Origin of the sequence: Paucibacter sp. DJ2R-2 (assembly GCF_025717675.1) — a bacterium.
In the GTDB taxonomy this organism is placed as follows: domain Bacteria; phylum Pseudomonadota; class Gammaproteobacteria; order Burkholderiales; family Burkholderiaceae_C; genus Paucibacter_A.
Genome location: NZ_JAJIRT010000005.1, coordinates 318453 through 336917, shown reverse-complemented (window position 1 = coordinate 336917; position 18465 = coordinate 318453). Strand labels below are relative to the sequence as shown.

The 18465-nt window shown below is 65.8% G+C and carries 16 protein-coding genes and 1 other RNA gene; 5 read left to right on the top strand and 12 right to left on the bottom strand.

All coding sequences use genetic code 11. The features are described from left to right. Nucleotide 1 precedes the first annotated feature (1 nt). From LNV28_RS14825 to LNV28_RS14805, 5 genes are all read right to left on the bottom strand, one after another. A complete protein-coding gene (locus LNV28_RS14825; protein ID WP_263518844.1) occupies nt 2-1855 on the bottom strand; it encodes a peptidoglycan D,D-transpeptidase FtsI family protein in 1854 nt (617 codons plus the stop codon). Next, nucleotides 1852-2163, bottom strand: coding sequence for a cell division protein FtsL (ftsL, locus tag LNV28_RS14820; RefSeq protein WP_263518845.1), 312 nt, complete (start codon nt 2161-2163; stop codon nt 1852-1854). Before ftsL ends, LNV28_RS14825 begins: the two co-directional genes overlap by 4 nt. A gap of 4 nt (nt 2164-2167) precedes the next feature. Then, the gene (gene rsmH / locus LNV28_RS14815) at nt 2168-3172 is read right to left on the bottom strand and encodes a 16S rRNA (cytosine(1402)-N(4))-methyltransferase RsmH (protein ID WP_263518846.1); all 1005 of its coding nucleotides are present in this window, start codon (nt 3170-3172) and stop codon (nt 2168-2170) included. Further along, a complete protein-coding gene (gene mraZ, locus LNV28_RS14810) occupies nt 3172-3600 on the bottom strand; it encodes a division/cell wall cluster transcriptional repressor MraZ (RefSeq protein ID WP_263519163.1) in 429 nt (142 codons plus the stop codon). The genes rsmH and mraZ overlap by 1 nt, the downstream gene beginning before the upstream one ends. A gap of 96 nt (nt 3601-3696) precedes the next feature. Continuing rightward, the gene (locus LNV28_RS14805) at nt 3697-4044 is read right to left on the bottom strand and encodes a hypothetical protein (protein ID WP_263568990.1); all 348 of its coding nucleotides are present in this window, start codon (nt 4042-4044) and stop codon (nt 3697-3699) included. Between LNV28_RS14805 and LNV28_RS14800 the strand changes: the two genes are divergently transcribed. Further along, complete coding sequence (locus LNV28_RS14800) at nt 4031-6283, top strand: ATP-binding protein (RefSeq protein WP_263568989.1); 2253 nt, start codon at nt 4031-4033, stop codon at nt 6281-6283. The two genes, LNV28_RS14805 and LNV28_RS14800, sit on opposite strands and share 14 nt — an antisense overlap. Nucleotides 6284-6350: 67 nt before the next feature. On the opposite strand, the gene LNV28_RS14795 is transcribed toward LNV28_RS14800, so the two are convergent. Then, on the bottom strand, nt 6351-7313 hold the full coding sequence (locus LNV28_RS14795) for a carbonic anhydrase (RefSeq protein ID WP_263518849.1): 963 nt from the start codon (nt 7311-7313) through the stop codon (nt 6351-6353). 97 nt (nt 7314-7410) lie between these two features. Beyond that, nucleotides 7411-8616 (bottom strand): multidrug effflux MFS transporter, encoded by a 1206-nt coding sequence (locus LNV28_RS14790; protein WP_263518851.1) that lies wholly within the window; start codon nt 8614-8616, stop codon nt 7411-7413. Nucleotides 8617-8727: 111 nt separating this feature from the next. On the opposite strand from LNV28_RS14790, the gene LNV28_RS14785 reads away from it, so the two are divergent. Continuing rightward, on the top strand, nt 8728-9720 hold the full coding sequence (locus LNV28_RS14785) for a Gfo/Idh/MocA family protein (protein WP_263518853.1): 993 nt from the start codon (nt 8728-8730) through the stop codon (nt 9718-9720). A gap of 200 nt (nt 9721-9920) precedes the next feature. On the opposite strand, the gene rnpB is transcribed toward LNV28_RS14785, so the two are convergent. Next, nucleotides 9921-10293: RNase P RNA component class A (rnpB, locus tag LNV28_RS14780), an RNA gene on the bottom strand. A gap of 112 nt (nt 10294-10405) precedes the next feature. On the opposite strand from rnpB, the gene cysK reads away from it, so the two are divergent. Further along, nucleotides 10406-11323: a cysteine synthase A gene (gene cysK / locus LNV28_RS14775; protein ID WP_263518854.1), complete on the top strand. Its 918-nt coding sequence runs from the start codon at nt 10406-10408 to the stop codon at nt 11321-11323. Nucleotides 11324-11408: 85 nt separating this feature from the next. Here the strand turns inward: cysK and LNV28_RS14770 are convergent, their stop codons facing one another. The 4 genes from LNV28_RS14770 to pyrC all read right to left on the bottom strand — a co-directional run bounded on the left by LNV28_RS14770 (nt 11409) and on the right by pyrC (nt 15653). Beyond that, a complete protein-coding gene (locus LNV28_RS14770) occupies nt 11409-12413 on the bottom strand; it encodes an FHA domain-containing protein (protein WP_263518855.1) in 1005 nt (334 codons plus the stop codon). Next, nucleotides 12380-13765 (bottom strand): S1 family peptidase, encoded by a 1386-nt coding sequence (locus LNV28_RS14765; RefSeq protein WP_263518857.1) that lies wholly within the window; start codon nt 13763-13765, stop codon nt 12380-12382. Before LNV28_RS14765 ends, LNV28_RS14770 begins: the two co-directional genes overlap by 34 nt. A gap of 35 nt (nt 13766-13800) precedes the next feature. Then, complete coding sequence (locus tag LNV28_RS14760) at nt 13801-14493, bottom strand: DUF3025 domain-containing protein (protein ID WP_263518859.1); 693 nt, start codon at nt 14491-14493, stop codon at nt 13801-13803. Between the two features lie 71 nt (nt 14494-14564). After that, nucleotides 14565-15653: a dihydroorotase gene (pyrC, locus tag LNV28_RS14755; protein WP_263518861.1), complete on the bottom strand. Its 1089-nt coding sequence runs from the start codon at nt 15651-15653 to the stop codon at nt 14565-14567. 101 nt (nt 15654-15754) lie between these two features. Between pyrC and LNV28_RS14750 the strand changes: the two genes are divergently transcribed. Both LNV28_RS14750 and LNV28_RS14745 read left to right on the top strand, forming a co-directional pair. After that, nucleotides 15755-17389 (top strand): GGDEF domain-containing protein, encoded by a 1635-nt coding sequence (locus LNV28_RS14750; RefSeq protein WP_263518863.1) that lies wholly within the window; start codon nt 15755-15757, stop codon nt 17387-17389. Nucleotides 17390-17526: 137 nt separating this feature from the next. Then, on the top strand, nt 17527-18417 hold the full coding sequence (locus LNV28_RS14745; protein WP_263518865.1) for a DUF4394 domain-containing protein: 891 nt from the start codon (nt 17527-17529) through the stop codon (nt 18415-18417). Nucleotides 18418-18465 lie beyond the last annotated feature (48 nt).

Genomic DNA, 18465 nt, shown 5'->3' with positions numbered 1-18465 from the left:
ATCAGAAGCTCTCTTCCACGGCCTGGCTGGCCAGCGGCTTGCCGGCGCCCTGGCTGGCGACGATCTGCGGCTTGACCTCGAGGTCGGTGGGCACACCGAGCAGGCGCAGGCTTTGCGAGACCACCTGGCTGAACACCGGCCCAGCCACGGCGCCGCCGTAGTAGACGCCGTTGCTGGGCTCGTCCACCATCACCGCGACGATGATGCGCGGCTTGCTGATCGGCGCCAGGCCGACAAACCAGCTGCGGTACTTGTTGCCGGCGTAGCCCTTGCCTTCTTGCTTGTGCGCCGTGCCCGATTTGCCGCCCACGCTGTAGCCGCTGGCCATGGCCAAAGGCGCGGTGCCGCCGGGTGCGGCGGCTGCCATCAGCATCTGGCGCACGTCTTGCGCGGTCTTGGGCGAGAAGACCTTGAGGCCATGCACCGGCTCAGCGCCTGGCTGGTGCAGCATGGTGACGGGAATGACCTCGCCGTCGCGCGCGAACACGGTGTAGGCGCGCGCCAGCTGCAGGAGCGAGGCCGAAAGGCCGTAGCCATAGCTCATGGTCGCCTGCTCGATGGGGCGCCAGCTCTTGTAAGGACGCAACTTACCTGTGATGGCGCCGGGGAAGTCGATCTGCGGACGTTGGCCCAGGCCAATCGCCGTGAACATCTCGTGCATCTCGCGCGCCGGCATGGTCATGGCCATCTTGACCGTGCCCACATTGCTGGACTTCTGGATCACCTCGGCCACGGTCAGCAAGCCATGCGGATGGGCATCGGTGATCTTGGAGCCAGTGATGATCATGCTGCCTGGCGCCGTCTGAATGGGCGTGTCCGGCGTCACCCGGCCGGTTTCCAGCGCCAGCGCGGCGATGAAGGGCTTCATGGTCGAGCCGGGCTCGAAGATGTCAGTCATCGCGCGGTTGCGCAGCTGGGCACCGCTGAGGTTCTTGCGCTCGCTGGGGTTGTAGCTGGGGAAGTTGGCCAGGGCCAGCACCTCACCGGACTGCACATCGAGCACCACCACCGAGCCGGCCTTGGCCTTGTGCTCGGCCACCGCATCGCGGATGCGCTGGTAGGCGAAGAACTGCACCTTGGAATCGATGGACAGGTCGATGTCGCGGCCGTTGGCGGCCGGCACGCGCTCGCCCACGTCTTCGTCCACCACCCGGCCCAGGCGGTCGCGCACGACCGAACGGGAACCATCCTTGCCCTGCAGCGCCTTCTGGAAGGCCAGCTCGATGCCTTCCTGGCCACGCTCTTCGATATTGGTGAAGCCGACCACATGAGCTGCAGCTTCGCCTTCGGGGTATTTGCGCTTGTACTCGCGGTCCTGGAACACGCCCTTGAGGCCCAAGGCCTTGATGTCGGCTGCCACCTGGTCTTCGGCCTGGCGACGCAGCCAGACGAAGCGGGTGGCCGGGTCGAGCTTGCGCTCGAGTTCGGCGGGGCTGATGCCGAGAATCTTGGCCAGGGCGCGCCGCTTGGTCGGGTCTTCGTCGACCTCCTTGGGAATCGCCCAGACCGAAGGCACGGCCACGCTGGCGGCCAGCACCTGGCCGCTGCGGTCATTGATGCGGCCGCGGCTGGCCGGCAGCTCGACCGTGTGCACAAAGCGGGCCTCGCCCTGCTTTTGGTAGAACTCGGTGCCAATCACCTGCACATAAAGCGCACGCCCCAGCAGGCCCGCAAACGCCAAGCCGACCAGGCCGACCAGGAAGCGCGAGCGCCAGGGCGGCGTCTTGGACGCCAGCAAGGGGCTGGTGGAATAGCTGACGCTGCGCGCGCTCTGGGCGCGCACAGTCGAGGTCTTGGGCAGAGGGCGCTGGGTGGCGCCGGCGCCGCCCTTTTTGCCGCCGCGCAGCCAACTCATGGCCTCACTCCAGAGGCGGCCACAGTGCGTGCCTTGGCGACCACACCTTGGTCTTCGACCTGCTGGCTGTAGGCGGGCGTGATGCCATGCATTTGCAGGCGCTCGCGCGCGACTTTCTCGACCCGCAGATTGGTGGCCTGGGCATGGCGCTCGGCCTGCAGGCGCTCGCTGTCAGCTTCCAGGCGACGAGTTTCGGCCTGGGCGCGATCGACGGCCGTGAACAAGCGGCGCGCCTCGTAGGCGCTGCGCACCAGCATCAGACCGCTGGCCAGCACAGCGATCAGCAGGATGAAGTTCAGCCGCCCCACGGAATCAGCCGCCTGTACGTTGGTGGCGCCGCTTCAGGTGTTCGACCGGCAAGGGCACGTCGGTGCGCTCGGCCACGCGCAGCACGGCAGAGCGGGCGCGCGGATTGGCGGCCACCTCGGCCTCGCTGGGCTTGATGCGGGCAATGGCGCGCAGGGGCTGCGCCTTGGGTTCGGCAAACAGGGCGCGGCGGTCGACGATGTCCTTGCTGTGCGCGCCGATGAAGGTCTTGACGATGCGATCTTCCAACGAGTGGAAACTGATCACGGCCAGACGGCCACCGGGTGCGAGCAGGCGCAGGGCCGCATTCAGTCCCTGTTCGAGCTCCTCAAGCTCGCCGTTGACGTGAATCCGAAGAGCTTGAAATGTCCGCGTTGCAGGGTTCTGGCCCGCTTCGCGGGTTTTGACTGCACGAGCCACGACTTCGGAAAGTTCATCGGTGCTTCGCACAGGACTCCCGCTCTCCCGACGAGCAACAAGCGCCTTTGCAATCTGAACAGCAAACCGTTCTTCCCCATAGTTCCGTATCACTTCCGCGATCTGGCGCTCATCGGCGCGGGCCAGGAAATCCGCAGCGCTCTCGCCGCGGGTGGTGTCCATGCGCATGTCCAGCGGACCGTTGAAACGGAAGCTGAAGCCGCGCTCGGGGTTGTCAATCTGCGGACTCGAAACGCCCAGATCCAGCAGCACACCCTGCACCTGCTCGACGCCCAGACCGGCCAGCTGCGAGCGCATGTCGGCAAACGGCGAATGCAGGATGCGAAAGCGCGCATCGGTGATGGCCGTAGCGCCGCTGCTGGCAGCAGCAATCGCTTCCAGATCGCGGTCGATGCCGATCAGCCGCCCTTGATCGCCCAGCTTGGCCAGCAGCAGGCGCGAATGACCGCCGCGGCCGAAGGTGCCGTCGATATAGCAGCCGTTGGGGTCGTTGAGCACGCCCTCCACCGTTTCGTGCAGCAGCACGGTGGTGTGGGAGAACTGGGGCGTTGCAGTGTCTTGTGGGGCGTCCATCAGAAGCTGAAGTCCTTGAGGGCGTCCGGCAGTTCGGATTCCATCACCTTGGCCTCATGCGCGGCATAGGTGGCGGCATCCCAGAGTTCGAAGTGGCTGCCCATGCCGAGCAGCATCACGTCTTTTTGCAAACCGGCTGCGGTGCGCAGCTCGGGCGAGATCAGCACGCGGGCAGCGCCGTCGATCTCGACATCCATGGCATTGCCCAGGAACACCCGCTTCCAGCCGGCCGCCGACATGGGCAGCGCAGCGATGCGGTCGCGGAAGGCTTCCCAGGCTGGGCGGGGGAAGACCATCAAGCAGCCTTCCGGATGCTTGGTGACCGTCAGCTGCCCGGCGCACAGCGCCTGCAGCACCTCGCGGTGGCGTGTCGGGACGGCCAAACGCCCCTTGGCATCCATTGCCAAGGCTGAAGCCCCCTGAAACACAAAATTCGCCACGGCGACCCACCAAAATGCACTTTTCACCACTTTACTAACCGAACCCCGGGCAGTCAAGGCAAATCGCAAAAAATTCCAATGAAATCAAGCACTTAGATACAACTTCTCGACGCAGTACACAAGTAAAACTCGTTCAAAATGAAGGACTTGCAAAGCTGTCTGCAAGTGGAAGATGAACTTGAAAGCGACAAATTCTTCGCCGGGGACAGCTTTCGCTGTCCGCGCGGGCCGTACGCCGCCAAAATGCGCTTCAGCTTCAAGCGGTCTTGCCGAGAAACAAGGACAAGCGTGTGAAAGTGTTTCAGGCGGCCTTAAAAAAGCCGCCGCCCCAGCCTGAGAGCACGACGAGGTCATATTGAGCAGAAAAGCTTCCAGCTCGCTGTTTTTCGCGATTGCGCTTGGCGCCAGCATCGGCTTGGTGCTGCCGGCCATTGCCGTGGGCGGCTTCCTGATCGGCCTGCGCGAACCGCAGGTGGCCGAAGCGACCCAGCAACGTGAGCTGGATGCCAAGCTCGATGTGCTGGTCAGCAGCCTTCCTGAGCTGCTCTGGAACCTGGATACGGTGGCCGCGCGCGAGGTGGTCTCGGCCATCATGACCTCACCCGATGTGGTGCGGGTCAACGTCAGCGATGCCTCGCAAGGCCAGCCCTTCATCGAGATGAGCTTCCCCGAGCGAAAGAAGGGCCAGAGCATCAAGGGTGAGCGCGAGATCTTCCGGGGCCTCACCCGCATCGGCCATATCCAGATCGAGATCGACGACCACCTCAGCACCGCCGCCCTGACACGGCAGCGCTGGCTCTATGGCGCCACCGTGGGCGGCCAACTGCTGGCGTCGCTGGCCCTGATCCTGGTGCTGGTCAATTCACGCCTGATGCGGCCCTTGCGCGAACTCGGCGACTTCGCCAATGACCTGGCCGAAGGCCGCTTCAGCGCCGAACTCAAGCCGGGCCGGCCCGATGAGATCGGCCTGCTCGGCGGCCATCTGGAGCACATGCGCGATGCGCTGCAGCAGCAGTTCGAGGCCCAGCGCGCCCTGATCGAGCGCCTGCGCGGCATGGCCGAGACCGTGCCCGGCGTGGTCTACCAACTGCGCCTGGGCACCGATGGCCGCTTCAGCTTTGCCTATGTCAGCGAGGCGGTGAAGGACTATTTCCGCCTCAACGCTGCTGCCCTGAGCCAGGACGCCGAACCCTGGTTTGCCCAGATCGATGCAGCCGACCGCGCCAGCGTGCGCGAATCCCTGCTCGCCTCGGCCCGGCATCTGGCGCCCTGGCAACAGGAGTTCCGCACCCATTTCAGCGACGGCAGCGAGCGCTGGATCTTTGGCAATGCCATTGCCCAGCTGGAAGACGGCGGCAGCGTGCTCTGGCACGGCTTCCTGACCGACATCTCACGCCAACGCCGCGACGCCCTGGAGCTGCTGCGCTACCGCCACCATCTGGAAGAGCTGGTGGAGGCACGCACCGCCGAGTTGGCTGAGGCCACCCATGCGGCTCAGGCGGCCAGCCTGGCCAAGAGCGCTTTCTTGGCCAATATGAGCCACGAGATCCGCACGCCGATGAACGCCATCATCGGCCTGACCTATCTGGTGCAAAGCGACACCACCGAACCCGAGCAGCAGGAACGCTTGCAGAAGGTGGCCGACGCTGCCGAGCATCTGCTCAGCGTCATCAACAATGTGCTCGACTTCTCCAAGATCGAAGCCGGCAAGTTGCAGCTGGAGCACACCGAGTTCACCGTCATTCAGGTCTTGGACAACATCTCGAGCATGCTGGCCCAGCGCGCCCACGAGAAGCAGCTGCGCGTGCAGCTGGACTTGGAAGACCAGCTGGCCACCCAGGTGCTGCTGGGCGACGCTCAACGCATCACCGAGGTGCTGCTGAATTTCGCCGGCAATGCGGTCAAGTTCACCGACGCGGGCTTTGTGCGCCTGAGCGCCAGCGTGCAAGAGGACCTCGGCGACGCCCTGCGTCTGCGTTTCGATGTCCAGGACAGCGGCATCGGCATCGCTGCCGAAGCCCAGGCCCGCTTGTTCCAGGACTTTGAACAAGCCGACAGCTCCACCACCCGGCGCTATGGCGGCACCGGCCTGGGCCTGGCCATCTGCCGCCGCCTGGCCGAGCTGATGCACGGCGAAGTCGGTGTGCAAAGTACGCCCGGCGAGGGCAGCCGCTTCTGGTTCTCGCTGCGCCTGGACAAGAGCCAAGCCGCCCTGCCCGCCCTGGCTGCGGCGCCGCGCGGCACGGCCGCGCGCGAACAGCTCAAGCAATTCAGCGGCACCCGCATCCTGCTGGCCGAAGACAACCCGGTCAACCAGGAGGTGGCCGTGGCCTTGCTGGGGAGCGCCGGCTTGGTCGTCGACGTGGCCGGCGATGGCGAGGAGGCCTTGCGCATGGCCGGCGCCTACGACTACGCCTTGATCCTCATGGATGTGCAAATGCCCTTGATGGACGGCCTCGACGCGACCCGGGCCATCCGCGCCCTGCCCCTGGGCCGCGATGTGCCCATCCTGGCCATGACGGCCAATGCCTTCGCCGAGGAACGCCAGCGCTGCCTCGATGCCGGCATGAACGACCATGTGGCCAAGCCCGTGGTCGCCGAGCAGCTGTTCGCCACCTTGTTCAGCTGGCTGGAGCGGCGCGCCGAGCAACAGCGTCAGCCGGTCGCCTAAGCCGGGCACCCACCGCCAGCGCCGACACCGGACACGGCGGCCACCACGGGCCGCCGGCCACACACCCTCAGTTGCTTTCCTTGATCAAGCGGCCCGAGCCGGCCTGGATGGGCCGGGCATTCATCGGGTAGAGGCGCGAAAAGATGGCGATCTGGTTGGGCGAGACCTGCACCGGCGTGCGCATCACCATCCAGAGCACGCCTTCCGAGCAGGGCGGCGTGGTCAGCGAGCCCATATAGGTGTAGTAGGCCCGGTTCTCGGGCAGCAGCTGATTCAGGTCCAGCAGGCCCGGTGCCGGCAAGGCCTCGCCTTTTTCCAGCGGCAGGTTGTTCCAGATGGTCTGCACCAGGGCCTGGTCCTGGCCACGCTCCAACAGCACCGCCACCACGGCCAGGCGCCCTTCGGCGTCCTTGTGCACCAGATGGGCCACCATATCGAACTGGCGGCCGTTGATGCGCTCTTCGCTGGGGCGGTGGAAATGGAATTGCAGCAGCTCGAAGCGCCGGCCCATCACCTGCAGGCTGTTGCCCGGCGACACATTGACCTGGATGGTGTGGCCGTTGTCCAGCACGGCAAAGCTGCTCGGCCGGTACTCGAATTGGATCTTTTCCAGATCGACGCGGATGCCCTCGCGAATGTCGATCGGGCTCTGCCGCGTGCCGATGGCGCACTGGCGAAACTCCGGGTTCAACTCCGCCCATTTCTCAGGGCCGCCTTCGCCCGCATAGCCCCAGTGGACATGGCTCTTGGACTCATGTTTGGCCTCCGCCTTTCCCTTGGTGCGCCCGGCCTTGCCGCCTTCATCGGCAGCGCCCTTGCCGCTGACCTTCATGGGCTTAGGTGCATCGGACTTGTCGCTCAGGCGTTCGGCCAGGCGTTGGCGCAGCACATCAAGTGACTCCTCGCCCCCGCCCTTGGCCTCCGCTTTCGGTTCGGGCTTGGCCTTGCTTTCATTGGCCGAGGCCGGCCCGCTGAGCACACCCGCGGCCAGCAGCGCCAGCATCAGGCCGGCACCGTTTCTCTTGTTCATCGTTGAAGACATGCGCTGCTCCCGGCCACTCTGCGGGCCTGATCGCCATGTCTTCGGTCAAATCAGCACAGGCTTGAGCGCTGAGGCTGACTGACGCTCAATGAACCTCGCCTTTGATCCAGAGCCAGGACAGCAGCCCGATGCTCATCAAGCCCATGGACGTGAAGGCCAGGGCCACGGTGGAATGCATCACCAGGGGCACGACCACCCCGGCCACCAAGCCATTGGCGGCGCTGCCGATACAGGCCTGCAGCGAGGATGCCATGCCGCGCCGCTCGGGCACCACGTCGAGCACCAGCAGGGTCACGACCGGCACCATCAGCGCCCAGCCAAAGGAGAAGCAGGAGATCACCGGCAAGGCCCAGAAGGGACTCGGCGCCAGCAGCAGATTGAGCGTCACATTGAGCAGGGACACCAGCACCATGATGGTGAAGCCCATGCGAATCTGCCGCTTCGGCGCGATGCGCCCGGCCAGCCGACCGCTCAAGGCAGCACCGCCCATGATGCCGCCGATGGAAAAACAGAAGAACCAGAAGAACTGCGTCGGCGCCAGCTGCAAATGCTCGCCCACAAACACTGGCGCCGCCAGCACATAGAGGAACATGCCGTTGAAGGGAATGCCGCTGGCCAGCGCCAGCAGGATGAAGCGGCGGTTGCCGACCATCTGCCGGTAGCCGCGCATCAGCTCACCGGCATGAAAGGGCTGGCGGTCCTTGCGATGCAGGGTTTCCGGAAGCAAGCGCCAGTTGGCGACGAACAGGGCGGCGCCAACAAAGACCAGGAACCAGAAAATCGAATGCCAGTCGGCATGGACGAACAGAAAGCCGCCCACCATGGGCGCGATCGCGGGCGCCACACCGAAGAAGATGGTGACCTGGGACATCACCCGCTGCGCTTCGGACGGCGGGAACATATCGCGGATGATGGCGCGCGAGACCACGATACCGGCGCCCGCCGACATACCCTGCACCGTGCGCCAGAACACCAGTTGACCAATGCTGCCGGCCAGGGCACAACCGACCGAGGCCAGGGTGAAGATGGCCATGCCGACCAGCACCACGGGCCGCCGGCCGAGGCTGTCGGACAAGGCGCCGTGGAACAGATTCATCACCGCAAAGCCCAGCAGATAGCTGGACAGGGTCTGCTGCATCTCCACCGGCGTGGCCTGCAGGGCGCTGGCGATGCCGGCAAACGCAGGCAGGTAGGTGTCGATGGAAAACGGGCCCACCATGCCCAGGCAGGCCAACAGAACGGCCAAGGCCCAACGGGGTGCGCGCCACAAACGGCTGGCTTCAGGATTCATGGGTAGCTCGGTTCACGCGCCCGGCGGTGGTGCCTGCTGCAGCGGAGCCGGTCGAGTGTAGCGGTGCCCCCTACACTGCAGGCCCCGAGGGCTTTGCACAGCGAACAAGACATGGCGAACGACAGCAACGCACTGAAGATTGGCGTGATCGGCCTGGGTGTGATGGGCCAGCGCATGCTGGAGCGCTTGCAGGGTCACGCGCGATTGCGCGCCGATTGGGTTTGGGACGCCAACCCTGCAGCGCTAGCCGCGACCCTCGCCCGTTTCCCTGGTCTGCGTGCAGCCGCCAGTGCAGAAAGCTTGATCTTCAGCCCCGGCCTGCACAGCCTCTATATCGCCACGCCGCCGGCGGCCCACCTCCAGCTCAGCGAACTCGGCTTTGACGCCGGCCTGGCCGTGTTTTGCGAGAAGCCGCTGACGGTGGACTTTGCTGACGCTCGGCGCAGCATCCAGCGCATCGAAAGCGAAGGCCAGCGTGCGGCCGTCAACTTTGCCCTGGCCTCTTCGCCCGGTCTGGCCCTGCTGCAAAGCCGTTTCGGCGCGCCGGCCGGTGCCGACCGCGGTGGTCTGGCGCGCATCGATCTGGAACTGGGCTTTGCCCAATGGCCGCGACCCTGGCAGGCAGCGGCCGGCCTCTGGCTGGGCGAACGCGCCGAGGGCGGCTTCAGCCGCGAGGTGCTCTCGCATTTCATCTTTGCCGCGCAGCGCGTGCTGGGCCCGGCTCAAGTGCTGACGCAGCACGTCGTCTACCCCGTTGAAGGCCAGGGTTCCGAACTCAGCCTGAACGCCGAACTGCGGATCGGCGGTGTGCCCCTGCGCATCCAGGGCCAGGTGGGCGGCAGCGAGGCCGACCTCAATCACATGGCCTGGCAGGCCAGCAGCGGCCGCATCGACCTGCGCGAATGGTTCAGCCGCATCGAGGACACAGGCGCTGCAAGCGAAGCGAGTGGTAACGACCCCATCGAGCGGCGGCAACACGGCCAACTGAGCCAGCTGGATCAATGGGTGGCCCTGATCGAAGGCCGGCCGCACGCCCTGCCCGGTTTTGCCGAGGCCCTGGCCGTGCAGGAAACCATCGAGGCGTTGCTACAGCCGTCTGTCTGAGTCATGACTTCGGCGAGCGACTGAAACCGGCACAAAGCAGCCGAATACAAAAGGCAACCACAGAGGCACGGAGGCACAGAGCTAAAACCAATTCAGCTTTGTATTTCTCTGTGGCTCAGTGCCTCTGTGGTTGCATTTGAATTTCAGCAATGTGCCGACAGGCGCCGATCGGAGCGACTCAGCCAAGAAAAAGAAAGAAAGAGTGAAGCAAGTCGATAGGCCGGATTCTGTGCAAGACCTGACCCTTGCGGATCCGGTCCTGTGACCGCCATTCCTCTTGGCCGGACATCGCTGCCCGGCTCGGTGCCACCTACCCGCCCGCTCTGCGAGCCGCATCAATACGGGCCTACTTGGTGTTGCTGCGCGTAGAGATTGCCCGTTTCACCCGACCCCGGAGGCTGCGCTTCCGGTCCCGCCCGGCTTGCGCCCGGCACGTTTGATCGACTCGTCTCTGTTGCTCTGATCCTCGGCTCACGCCGGACAGCCGTTAGCTGCTACGCCGCTCTATGCAGTCCGGACCTTCCTCCAGTGCCATGTTTCCATGCTCGCACCAGCGGCGGTCTGACTTGCTTCACAGCGGCATTATCCCTGATGGCGCACTCGGCATAAGCTCATCACGAAAACAGTAAAGGCAAGGGCTGCGCCACAAGCTAGCATTTGCGCTTCCTCAAGGAGCCCCATTGCCATGAAAGCCAACAACATTCTCGCCACCATTGGCAACACGCCGCACATCCGCATCCAGCGCCTGTTCGGGGCCGATGCCCAGGTCTGGATCAAGTCCGAGCGCAGCAACCCAGGCGGCTCCATCAAGGACCGCATCGCCCTGGCCATGGTGGAAGACGCCGAGGCACGCGGCCTGCTGCAGCCAGGCGGCACCATCATCGAACCGACCTCGGGCAACACCGGCGTTGGCCTGGCCATGGTGGCCGCGGTCAAGGGCTACAAGCTGATCCTGGTGATGCCGGACAGCATGTCGGTGGAACGCCGCCGCCTGATGCTGGCCTACGGCGCGAGCTTTGACCTGACCCCGCGTGAAAAGGGCATGAAGGGCGCCATCGCCCGAGCCCAGGAATTGCTGGCAGAGCATGAGAACGCCTGGATGCCGCAGCAGTTCGAGAACCCGGCCAATATCGACGTCCATGTGCGCAGCACCGCCCAGGAGATCCTGCGCGACTTCCCCGAGGGCCTGGACGCCCTGATCACCGGCGTGGGTACCGGCGGCCACATCAGCGGCTGTGCTCAGGTGCTGAAAGAACACTGGCCGCAGCTCAAGGTCTTCGCGGTGGAGCCCTCGGCTTCGCCGGTCATCAGCGGCGGCGCACCGAGCCCGCACCCGATCCAGGGCATCGGCGCCGGCTTCATCCCGGTCAATCTGAAGACCGAATTGCTGGACGGCGTGATCCAGGTCGAGGCCGAGGCCGCGCGCGAATACGCACGCCGCAGCGCCGCGCAGGAAGGCCTGCTGGTCGGCATCTCCAGCGGCGCCACCCTGGCCGCCATCGCGCAAAAGCTGCCCGAGCTGGGCGCTGGCGCCCGCGTGCTGGGATTCAACTACGACACGGGTGAGCGATATCTGTCGATCGAAGGCTTCCTGCCGGCCTGAGTCTGGCTCCGACAAGTCAGAAGGCCCCGGCAGCTCACGCTGGCCGGGGCCTTTTCTTTTGCATGCGACCTGCTAGCGCCGGGGCTCAGTCCGACTCGCCGTCGCCGCTCGGTGTCTCGTTGTCCTTGCTGGCCTGCCGGGCCAACTCGGCTTCGAGCGGGCGCAAGGCGTCAATCAAGGCTTCGGGTGGCTTGGGCTCGGTCAAACGGAAGGACGGCGGCGGCAAGGCGCTCAGGTAACTCGGGCCAAACCAATGCTGATGTTCCAGGCGGCGCGCCACTGTCAGCACCAGCAAGGTGAGCAACCCGGCTGCGATGGCCAGGCCCAACCAGCGCCGCGCTCGGGGCCAGACCAGGATGGCATGCCACCAGAGCAGGGCCGCCACACCGAGCGGGAAGACCAGGGCATCCACCACCATCAGGCGCGGCGCATTCAGCGCGTAAGCCAGCAAGGGCAGACCCAGGCCGAGCAGATGCAAGCCGGTCAAGCCGACCAGGGCCCGGCGCAAATGGCTGGCAAAAGGGAAGCGGTGCTGGAAGAGCTGGGTCACCAAGGACCACAGGGCGGCCCAGCCGAGCAGAACCGCCAGCGGAAGTAGCACGGCGCCGCTGTAGTCCACCCAGGGTGAGCCCGGGTTGAGCAAGGACCATTGGTCAAACCAGAGCAGGGCCAGCCAAAGGCACAGGAGGCCGGGAACCCAGACCGCAGCGGCCTTGGCGGCGCGCTGCTGATGCGCTTGCATAGGCAACTCAGGAGCCAAGACTTCAGCACTGCTGCGCCAGCGCAGGTGGGTGGCGCCGAGCTGGAAAGAGGCAGCCGCCGGCATGGTGGCCACTTCGCCGCCGCCCATGCGGCGGTCGTCAAGCCAGCCGCCGTTGAGGCTGGGCAATAAGCGCAGGCGCGGGCCCTGCTCGTCCCACAGCAGCAACGCATGTTCGGCCGCCACATGGCTGTCTTCCAGCACCACATCGCAGAGCACGGAGCGGCCGATCAAGGCCGGCCATTGATGGATACGCTGGAGCGCGCGGACCTCGCCGTCGCGGCCCAGCACCTCGATCACCGCGATGCGCTGGTCTTCTTGCCGTTCCATGCAAAGCCCTCCAAGTAATGCGCGCTCAGTTTCAGCGCGTTGTCAAAGCTGACGCCGCGGGCGTCGAAACGGCCAAGTGCGCCTTCGGTGCTGGCGTCTACTGTGGTGACCAGTACGCTCAAGTCATGCAGCCCGGCCAGCTTGCGATAGGCACGCAGGCAGACCACGGCGCGCAGGGGCAGGCCGTCACGCTCGACAAACTCCTCTTTGCAGAATGGCGCCGTGCGGTCCTTGTCATTGCGGCCCAGGCGCTCATTGCGGAAGCTGGCCGAGTACTGCTTGGCAAAGCGGATGGCCCCGAGCTTGCCGCCGTCATAGGCTTCGTGCGACATGTCGAGATAGCCGGTTTGCATGGCGTCGCTGACGAACACGGCGTGCTCCATGCGGCACTGCGAACGCTGGAATTCCAGGCCCTTGCTGTCCGCCGGCGTGCCGCGACCCCAACAGCGCATGAACTGCTCCTGCGGCACCGGCAGCTGGTAACGGCTGTGCCCGGCCGAGGACCAGGGCTGCTGGATGAAGCGCGCGCTGAGCTCGTCCTGATAGCGCAGCAATTGCTCGCGCAAGCGCGGCCAGGCCGGGGTGTTCATGGGCTTGGCCGTGCGGCTGCGCTCGAACAGCTGACGGGCAAAATCACCGGGCACGAGAAAGCTCATCTGCTGGGCGAAGAACATGGCCGACACATTGACCCCAACCACCTGCCCGTCTTCGTCGACCACCGGACCGCCGCTCATGCCCGAATTGATGCTGCCCGAGTAATAGATCAGCGGGTCGAAACTGCGCTCAACCAGGCCGTTGAAGGTGCCCTCGACCACGGCGAAAGCCACGTCGTGCGGGTTGCCCATCGAGTAGATGCGGTCGCCCTTGGCCAGTGGCCGCTCCACGGGTCGGAAGCTCAGAGCGCCCCGCCCTTTCAAAGCACCGGCGGGCGCACGCAGCAAGGCCAGGTCGCGGCGCACGTCGAAATCCAGCAGCTCCAGCTGACCTTCCTGGCCCTCGGTGCTGGCAAAGCGCAGGCGATAACGCTCAGGCTCCAGGGCAAACTGGCTGATCACGTGGTAGTTGGTCAGCACATGGCCATCTTCGCTGACCAGAAAGCCCGAGCCGACCGAAGCCTGGCTGTCCTGGTTCTTGAGCAGGGTGCGGATCTGCAGCAACTGGCCGCGCGTGCCCTCGTAGACACGCCGGGCCGTCGCCGAGACGGCCGCCGGTGGCGCCGATGCGGCCGCTGCAGGCGCCGGCACGGACTCTGGGGCCGCCTGGCTGGCGGCTCCGCAGAGAAGCAAAGCCAGCGTCAGCAGCCCGCGCCAGGACGGCGCGCGCCGCGCCGGATTCAAGGTCGTCAATTGCAAGAGGAAGCTCCTCAAGTTCCAGGGAAGCGGCGATGCTAGCCGGTTTGCGCGCCCGGCATGGGCCGGAACACGGCCGCATCGGCATAGAAATCGACGGTTTCATTGCCGGGCCACCAACCTGGCACGCCCAGAACCGGCAGCGGCACAAAGGGTTTGCTGGCCAAGGCCTCGGCCGCCATCCAGGCCCCGGGATGCGCGGGATCGGCCGTCTCGGGCAAGAGCAACACATGGGCGCAGATGGGCTTGCGCGGGTGCATCAGCTTTTCCAGCAAGGCATGGCCGAACAGATGCAGGCGCGCCTGCTGCCACAAGGGTCGCAAAGGACCGAACAGGCGGGGCCAGTCGCGCTGACGCAGGGCCTCTTCCAGCGCTCGCGGCGCCTGCAAAAAGGCCGCGTTTTCGTCGAACAAGGTCAGGGCATCGCGCAGCGGCCCGCGCCGGGTCTGCACACCGCCGCTCTCGGCCAGGGCCTGCTCGTGCAGCGCGTTGAGGCGGGTCTTGATGGCCGGCCAATGCAGCCAGATCAGGCCGTTGAGCAAGTCATGCGCGTTGTCGCGCGTGGGCACCCGAGCCGTGCGGTGGATGAAGGCCTCGTAGGCCTCGCCATCGGGCAGCTCGTCCTGGTCAACAAAGCGCAAGGCACCGGCCGAGAGCTGGATAGGCTGCGCGTGCAGCTGGTCGTTCAGCGCCTCGGCGACGCTGGCGCCTGCAGCCAGGGCGGCACTCAAGACCTGACCCCGCTGCCGGTAGGGCGCCAGCCAGGCGGCGTCCCAGTCGATGTCCGCCGAGAGCCGCGCGTTCAGAGCAGCTTCCAGCCCAGGGTTTCGCCTCCGCGCAGCGGCTTGATCTCGGCCGAGCCGAAGGGCACGGCGCTGGGCAGGGTCCAGTCCTGTTTGACCAGGGTGACCTGGCCGGTGTTGCGCGGCAAGTTGTAGAAGTCGGGGCCGTTGAAGCTGGCAAAAGCCTCCAGCTTGTCCAGCGCACCCATGGCCTCGAAGGCTTCGGCATAGAGCTCGAGCGCCGACATGGCGGTGAAGCAACCGGCGCCGCAGACCGAGTTTTCCTTCATTTGCGAGGCGTGCGGCGCGCTGTCGGTACCGAGGAAGAACTTCTTGCTGCCCGAGGTGGCGGCCTCGATCAAGGCACGGCGGTGCAGCTCGCGCTTGAGCACGGGCAGGCAGTAGTAATGCGGGCGCAAGCCGCCGGTGAAGATGGCATTGCGGTTGTAAAGCAGGTGCTGAGGCGTCAGCGTCGCGGCGGTGAAGTCGTCGGCGCTGCTGACGTAATCAGCCGCTTCCTTGGTGGTGATGTGCTCGAACACCACCTTGAGCTCAGGCATGTCGCGGCGCAGCGGCTGCATCACGCGGTCGATGAAAACGGCCTCGCGGTCGAAAACATCGATGTCCGGGTCGGTCACCTCGCCGTGCACCAGCAGCAGCAGGCCAGCGCGCTGCATGGCCTCTAGGGTTTTGTAGGTTTTGCGAATGTCGGTCACGCCGGCATCGCTGTTGGTGGTGGCGCCTGCGGGGTAGAGTTTGAGGGCGACGACACCGGCGTCTTTGGCGCGCTGGATCTCCTCGACCGGTGTCACGTCGGTCAGGTACATGGTCATCAGCGGCTGGAAGCTCAGGCCTGCGGGCACGGCAGCGACGATGCGCTCGCGGTAGGCAATGGCTTGCGCGGCCGTGGTCACCGGCGGGCGCAGATTGGGCATGATGATGGCGCGGGCGAATTGGCGGGCTGTGTAGGGCAGCACGCTTTGCAAGGCCGCATCGTCCCGGACATGCAGATGCCAGTCATCGGGCCGGGTGATACTCAAGGTCTGAGGAGCCGCCGAGACGGCCGCAGACGAGGACGAAGATGTGGAGGGGGAAGATGTATGCGCCATGAGCTTGATTGTCCCAAATCCTGCCGCGCCCTGGGCGGCCGTGCTGGCTTCGATTTGAGAGCAGCCACCCTGGCCTCAGCAGCAAGCAGGGCTGGCCGGCCATGAGTACAACACCACCCATGAGCCCCGAGCTGCAACGTGCCTATGGTCTGCTCGACCAAGGCCAGCTGGCAGCCGCCCGCGACTTGGCTCAAAGCTGCCTGGAAGCGGCCCAAGACGACGAGTTGGCCACCAGCCGCGCCGCCATCGCCCTGGGCCTGATCGCCGCCTACGACTCCCGCCACGAGGAGGCCATGCAGCGTTTGCTGCCTCATGTGCCGGTGCTGGAGGCGACCGAAGCACGCCAGGAACTGGGCCGGGCATATAGCGTCCTTGGCTTCTCGCTCGGCATGCTGGGCGACCCGGAGCGAGGCCTGGAATGGGCCAGCAAGGCACTGGCCCTGGCCGAACAGCAGGGCGCGGCACGTGAGCTGGTTCGGGCCCACCTGAACCGCGCCGTGCTGATCAGCCAGATGGGGGACTGGCAGCTCGCAGAACAAAGCCTGAGCGTCGGCATCGAGCAAGCACAAACCCATGGCTACGGCCTCTCGGCCTGCGCCGGTCTGTCCAATTTGGCCGAGATCCATCTGACCCAGGCCTTGCGCTGCCGCGAGCTCCACGACGACGCAGCCGCCGCCCGCCATGCCCAGGACTGCAGCCGCTGGTACGAGCGGGCCGCCGAGGCCTGCATCCTGAATGGCCACACAAGCATCCTGGGCGAGACCCATGTCAAACACGCGCGCGCCCTGGTCTTGCAGGGCCAGCTGACCGGCGTGCCGGCTTTGCTGCAGCTGGCCGCCCCGGTGGCCGCCGAGAACGCGGCCCTGCGCGCGGAGCTGGGCCTGACACGCGGCATGGCCGCGGCCGAAGGGGGCCGCGAGCAGGAAGCTCGTGAGGCCCTGGAGCGCGCGCTGGTGACCGCGCAAGAATGCCGTGAACCCGATTTGACCCATCAGATCCTTTTCGAGCTCAGCCACCTGGAGCGCAGCTACGGCCATCTGCAAGCGGCCCTGCAACGCTACGAACAACGCCATCAGCTGATGATGGAACACTACAAGCGCCGCCTGCGCATGGTGGCTCGCAGCGCGGAGGTCTGGGCCGAGGCCGAACAAGCGCGCCTGACCGCTCGCGCCGCCATCCAGCGCGAGGCCGCACTGATACGCAGCCAGACCGAGCTGATGGCGCGCGCCGCCCAGCTGCAACAAGACGCCATGTGCGATGGGCTGACCGAGCTGCTGAACAGGCGCGGCCTGGAGGCGCAGGCGCGCGCCTTCTGGGACGCCGGCCCCGAGCCAAGCCAGCTAACCCTGGCCTTGATTGATGCCGACCATTTCAAGCATGTCAACGACCAATGCGGCCATGCCGTTGGCGACGCCGTGCTCAAGCAACTGGCTCAGCTGCTGCAGCATGACATCCGCGCCAGCGATGTGCTGGCGCGCCTGGGAGGCGAGGAGTTTGTGCTGCTGCTGCCGGAGCGGCCCCTGGGCGAAGCTCGGCAGATCTGCGAGCGCGTGCGTCAACGCGTGGCCGATTTCGACTGGTCGCGCTGTGGCACCTCGCTGCCGGTCAGCGTCAGTATCGGCGTCGCCCAGCGCCAGCTCGGCGATGACCTGGAGGCCTTGCTGAGTCGGGCTGACAAGGCCATGTACGCCGCGAAATCCGGTGGGCGCAATTGCGTCTGCGAGGCCAAGGTTTGACGCTGTCAAGCCAAGCAAACAATTCCACAAAGCACTTACGACAGCCGCCAGCGAACCGGCCCCAAGCGTGGCAGCATCGGCTGGCCCCGAGTACAGCAGCTCGGCGCTTCTAACGTGCCGCTTCAGGAGTGCAATTCATGAGCTCGACCCTCTTGCGTTTCAACCCCGCCATGGCCCTGCTGGCTTTGGTCGGACTGGCGGCCTGCAGCAGCGTGCCGGACGAAACTCCGGGGCCTGCCGCCAGGGAAATGATCTATGCCGTCACCAGCGCGCAGCAACTGATCCAGTTCAACGCTGGCCAGCCGCAGGTGCTGCTGAGCAGCAAGCCGCTGCGTGGCCTGGCGCCACAGGAGCGCCTGCTGGGCATCGACTACCGGGTGGCCAAAGGCCAGCTCTACGGCCTGGGCGCGAGTGGCCAGCTCTATCGCATCAACACCCAGGACGGCAGCGTCAGCGCCGTCGGCACGCCCTCAGCCTTGCCTTCTGACGGCGCACAGGAATGGGGTTTTGATTTCAATCCGACCGTGGACCGCATCCGCGTGGTCAATGACGCGGGTTTCAATCTGCGCCTGCACCCAGACACCGGCGCGGTGGTGGACGGCAATGCCGAGCTGCCAGGATTGCAGTTTGATGGCCGACTCGCTTTTGATGCCGGTGATGTGAATGCGGTCAAGCTGGTGGCCATCGTCGCAGCGGGCTACAGCTACAACAAGCGCGACGAGAAGATCACCACCAACTACGCGCTCGAGGGCCGGCAAGGCCTGCTGGTGCATCAGGGCAGCAAGGAAGGCGTGCAGCCCATGATCTCGCCCAATAGCGGCCGCCTGTTCACCGTCGGCTCGCTGGGCCTGGGCACCTTCGAGCGGGCCACACTCGATGTTTCGGATGTGTCGAACACAGCGTATTCGGCAATCAGCCGTGGCGGCAGCTCGGTTTGGTACCGCATCGACCTGGAGACCGGCCGTGCCACGCGCATCGGCACGATTGGCGGCGGCGCGGCGGTGGTGGGGGCGGCGATCGAGCCGTGAGACTCGGACGCGTCTGATTCGACCGATCAGCCCTGCCGCGCGAGACGC

Bases quoted from the DNA above. Each gene is read 5' to 3' on its own strand.
- LNV28_RS14825 (WP_263518844.1), bottom strand. From the start codon at position 1,855: ATGAGTTGGCTGCGCGGCGGCAAAAAGGGCGGCGCCGGCGCCACCCAG.
- rsmH (WP_263518846.1), bottom strand. From the start codon at position 3,172: ATGGACGCCCCACAAGACACTGCAACGCCCCAGTTCTCCCACACCACC.
- LNV28_RS14805 (WP_263568990.1), bottom strand. From the start codon at position 4,044: ATGGCCGGCAGCACCAAGCCGATGCTGGCGCCAAGCGCAATCGCGAAA.
- LNV28_RS14795 (WP_263518849.1), bottom strand. From the start codon at position 7,313: ATGAACAAGAGAAACGGTGCCGGCCTGATGCTGGCGCTGCTGGCCGCG.
- LNV28_RS14790 (WP_263518851.1), bottom strand. From the start codon at position 8,616: ATGAATCCTGAAGCCAGCCGTTTGTGGCGCGCACCCCGTTGGGCCTTG.
- LNV28_RS14785 (WP_263518853.1), top strand. From the start codon at position 8,728: ATGGCGAACGACAGCAACGCACTGAAGATTGGCGTGATCGGCCTGGGT.
- cysK (WP_263518854.1), top strand. From the start codon at position 10,406: ATGAAAGCCAACAACATTCTCGCCACCATTGGCAACACGCCGCACATC.
- LNV28_RS14770 (WP_263518855.1), bottom strand. From the start codon at position 12,413: ATGGAACGGCAAGAAGACCAGCGCATCGCGGTGATCGAGGTGCTGGGC.
- pyrC (WP_263518861.1), bottom strand. From the start codon at position 15,653: ATGGCGCATACATCTTCCCCCTCCACATCTTCGTCCTCGTCTGCGGCC.
- LNV28_RS14750 (WP_263518863.1), top strand. From the start codon at position 15,755: ATGAGTACAACACCACCCATGAGCCCCGAGCTGCAACGTGCCTATGGT.
- LNV28_RS14745 (WP_263518865.1), top strand. From the start codon at position 17,527: ATGAGCTCGACCCTCTTGCGTTTCAACCCCGCCATGGCCCTGCTGGCT.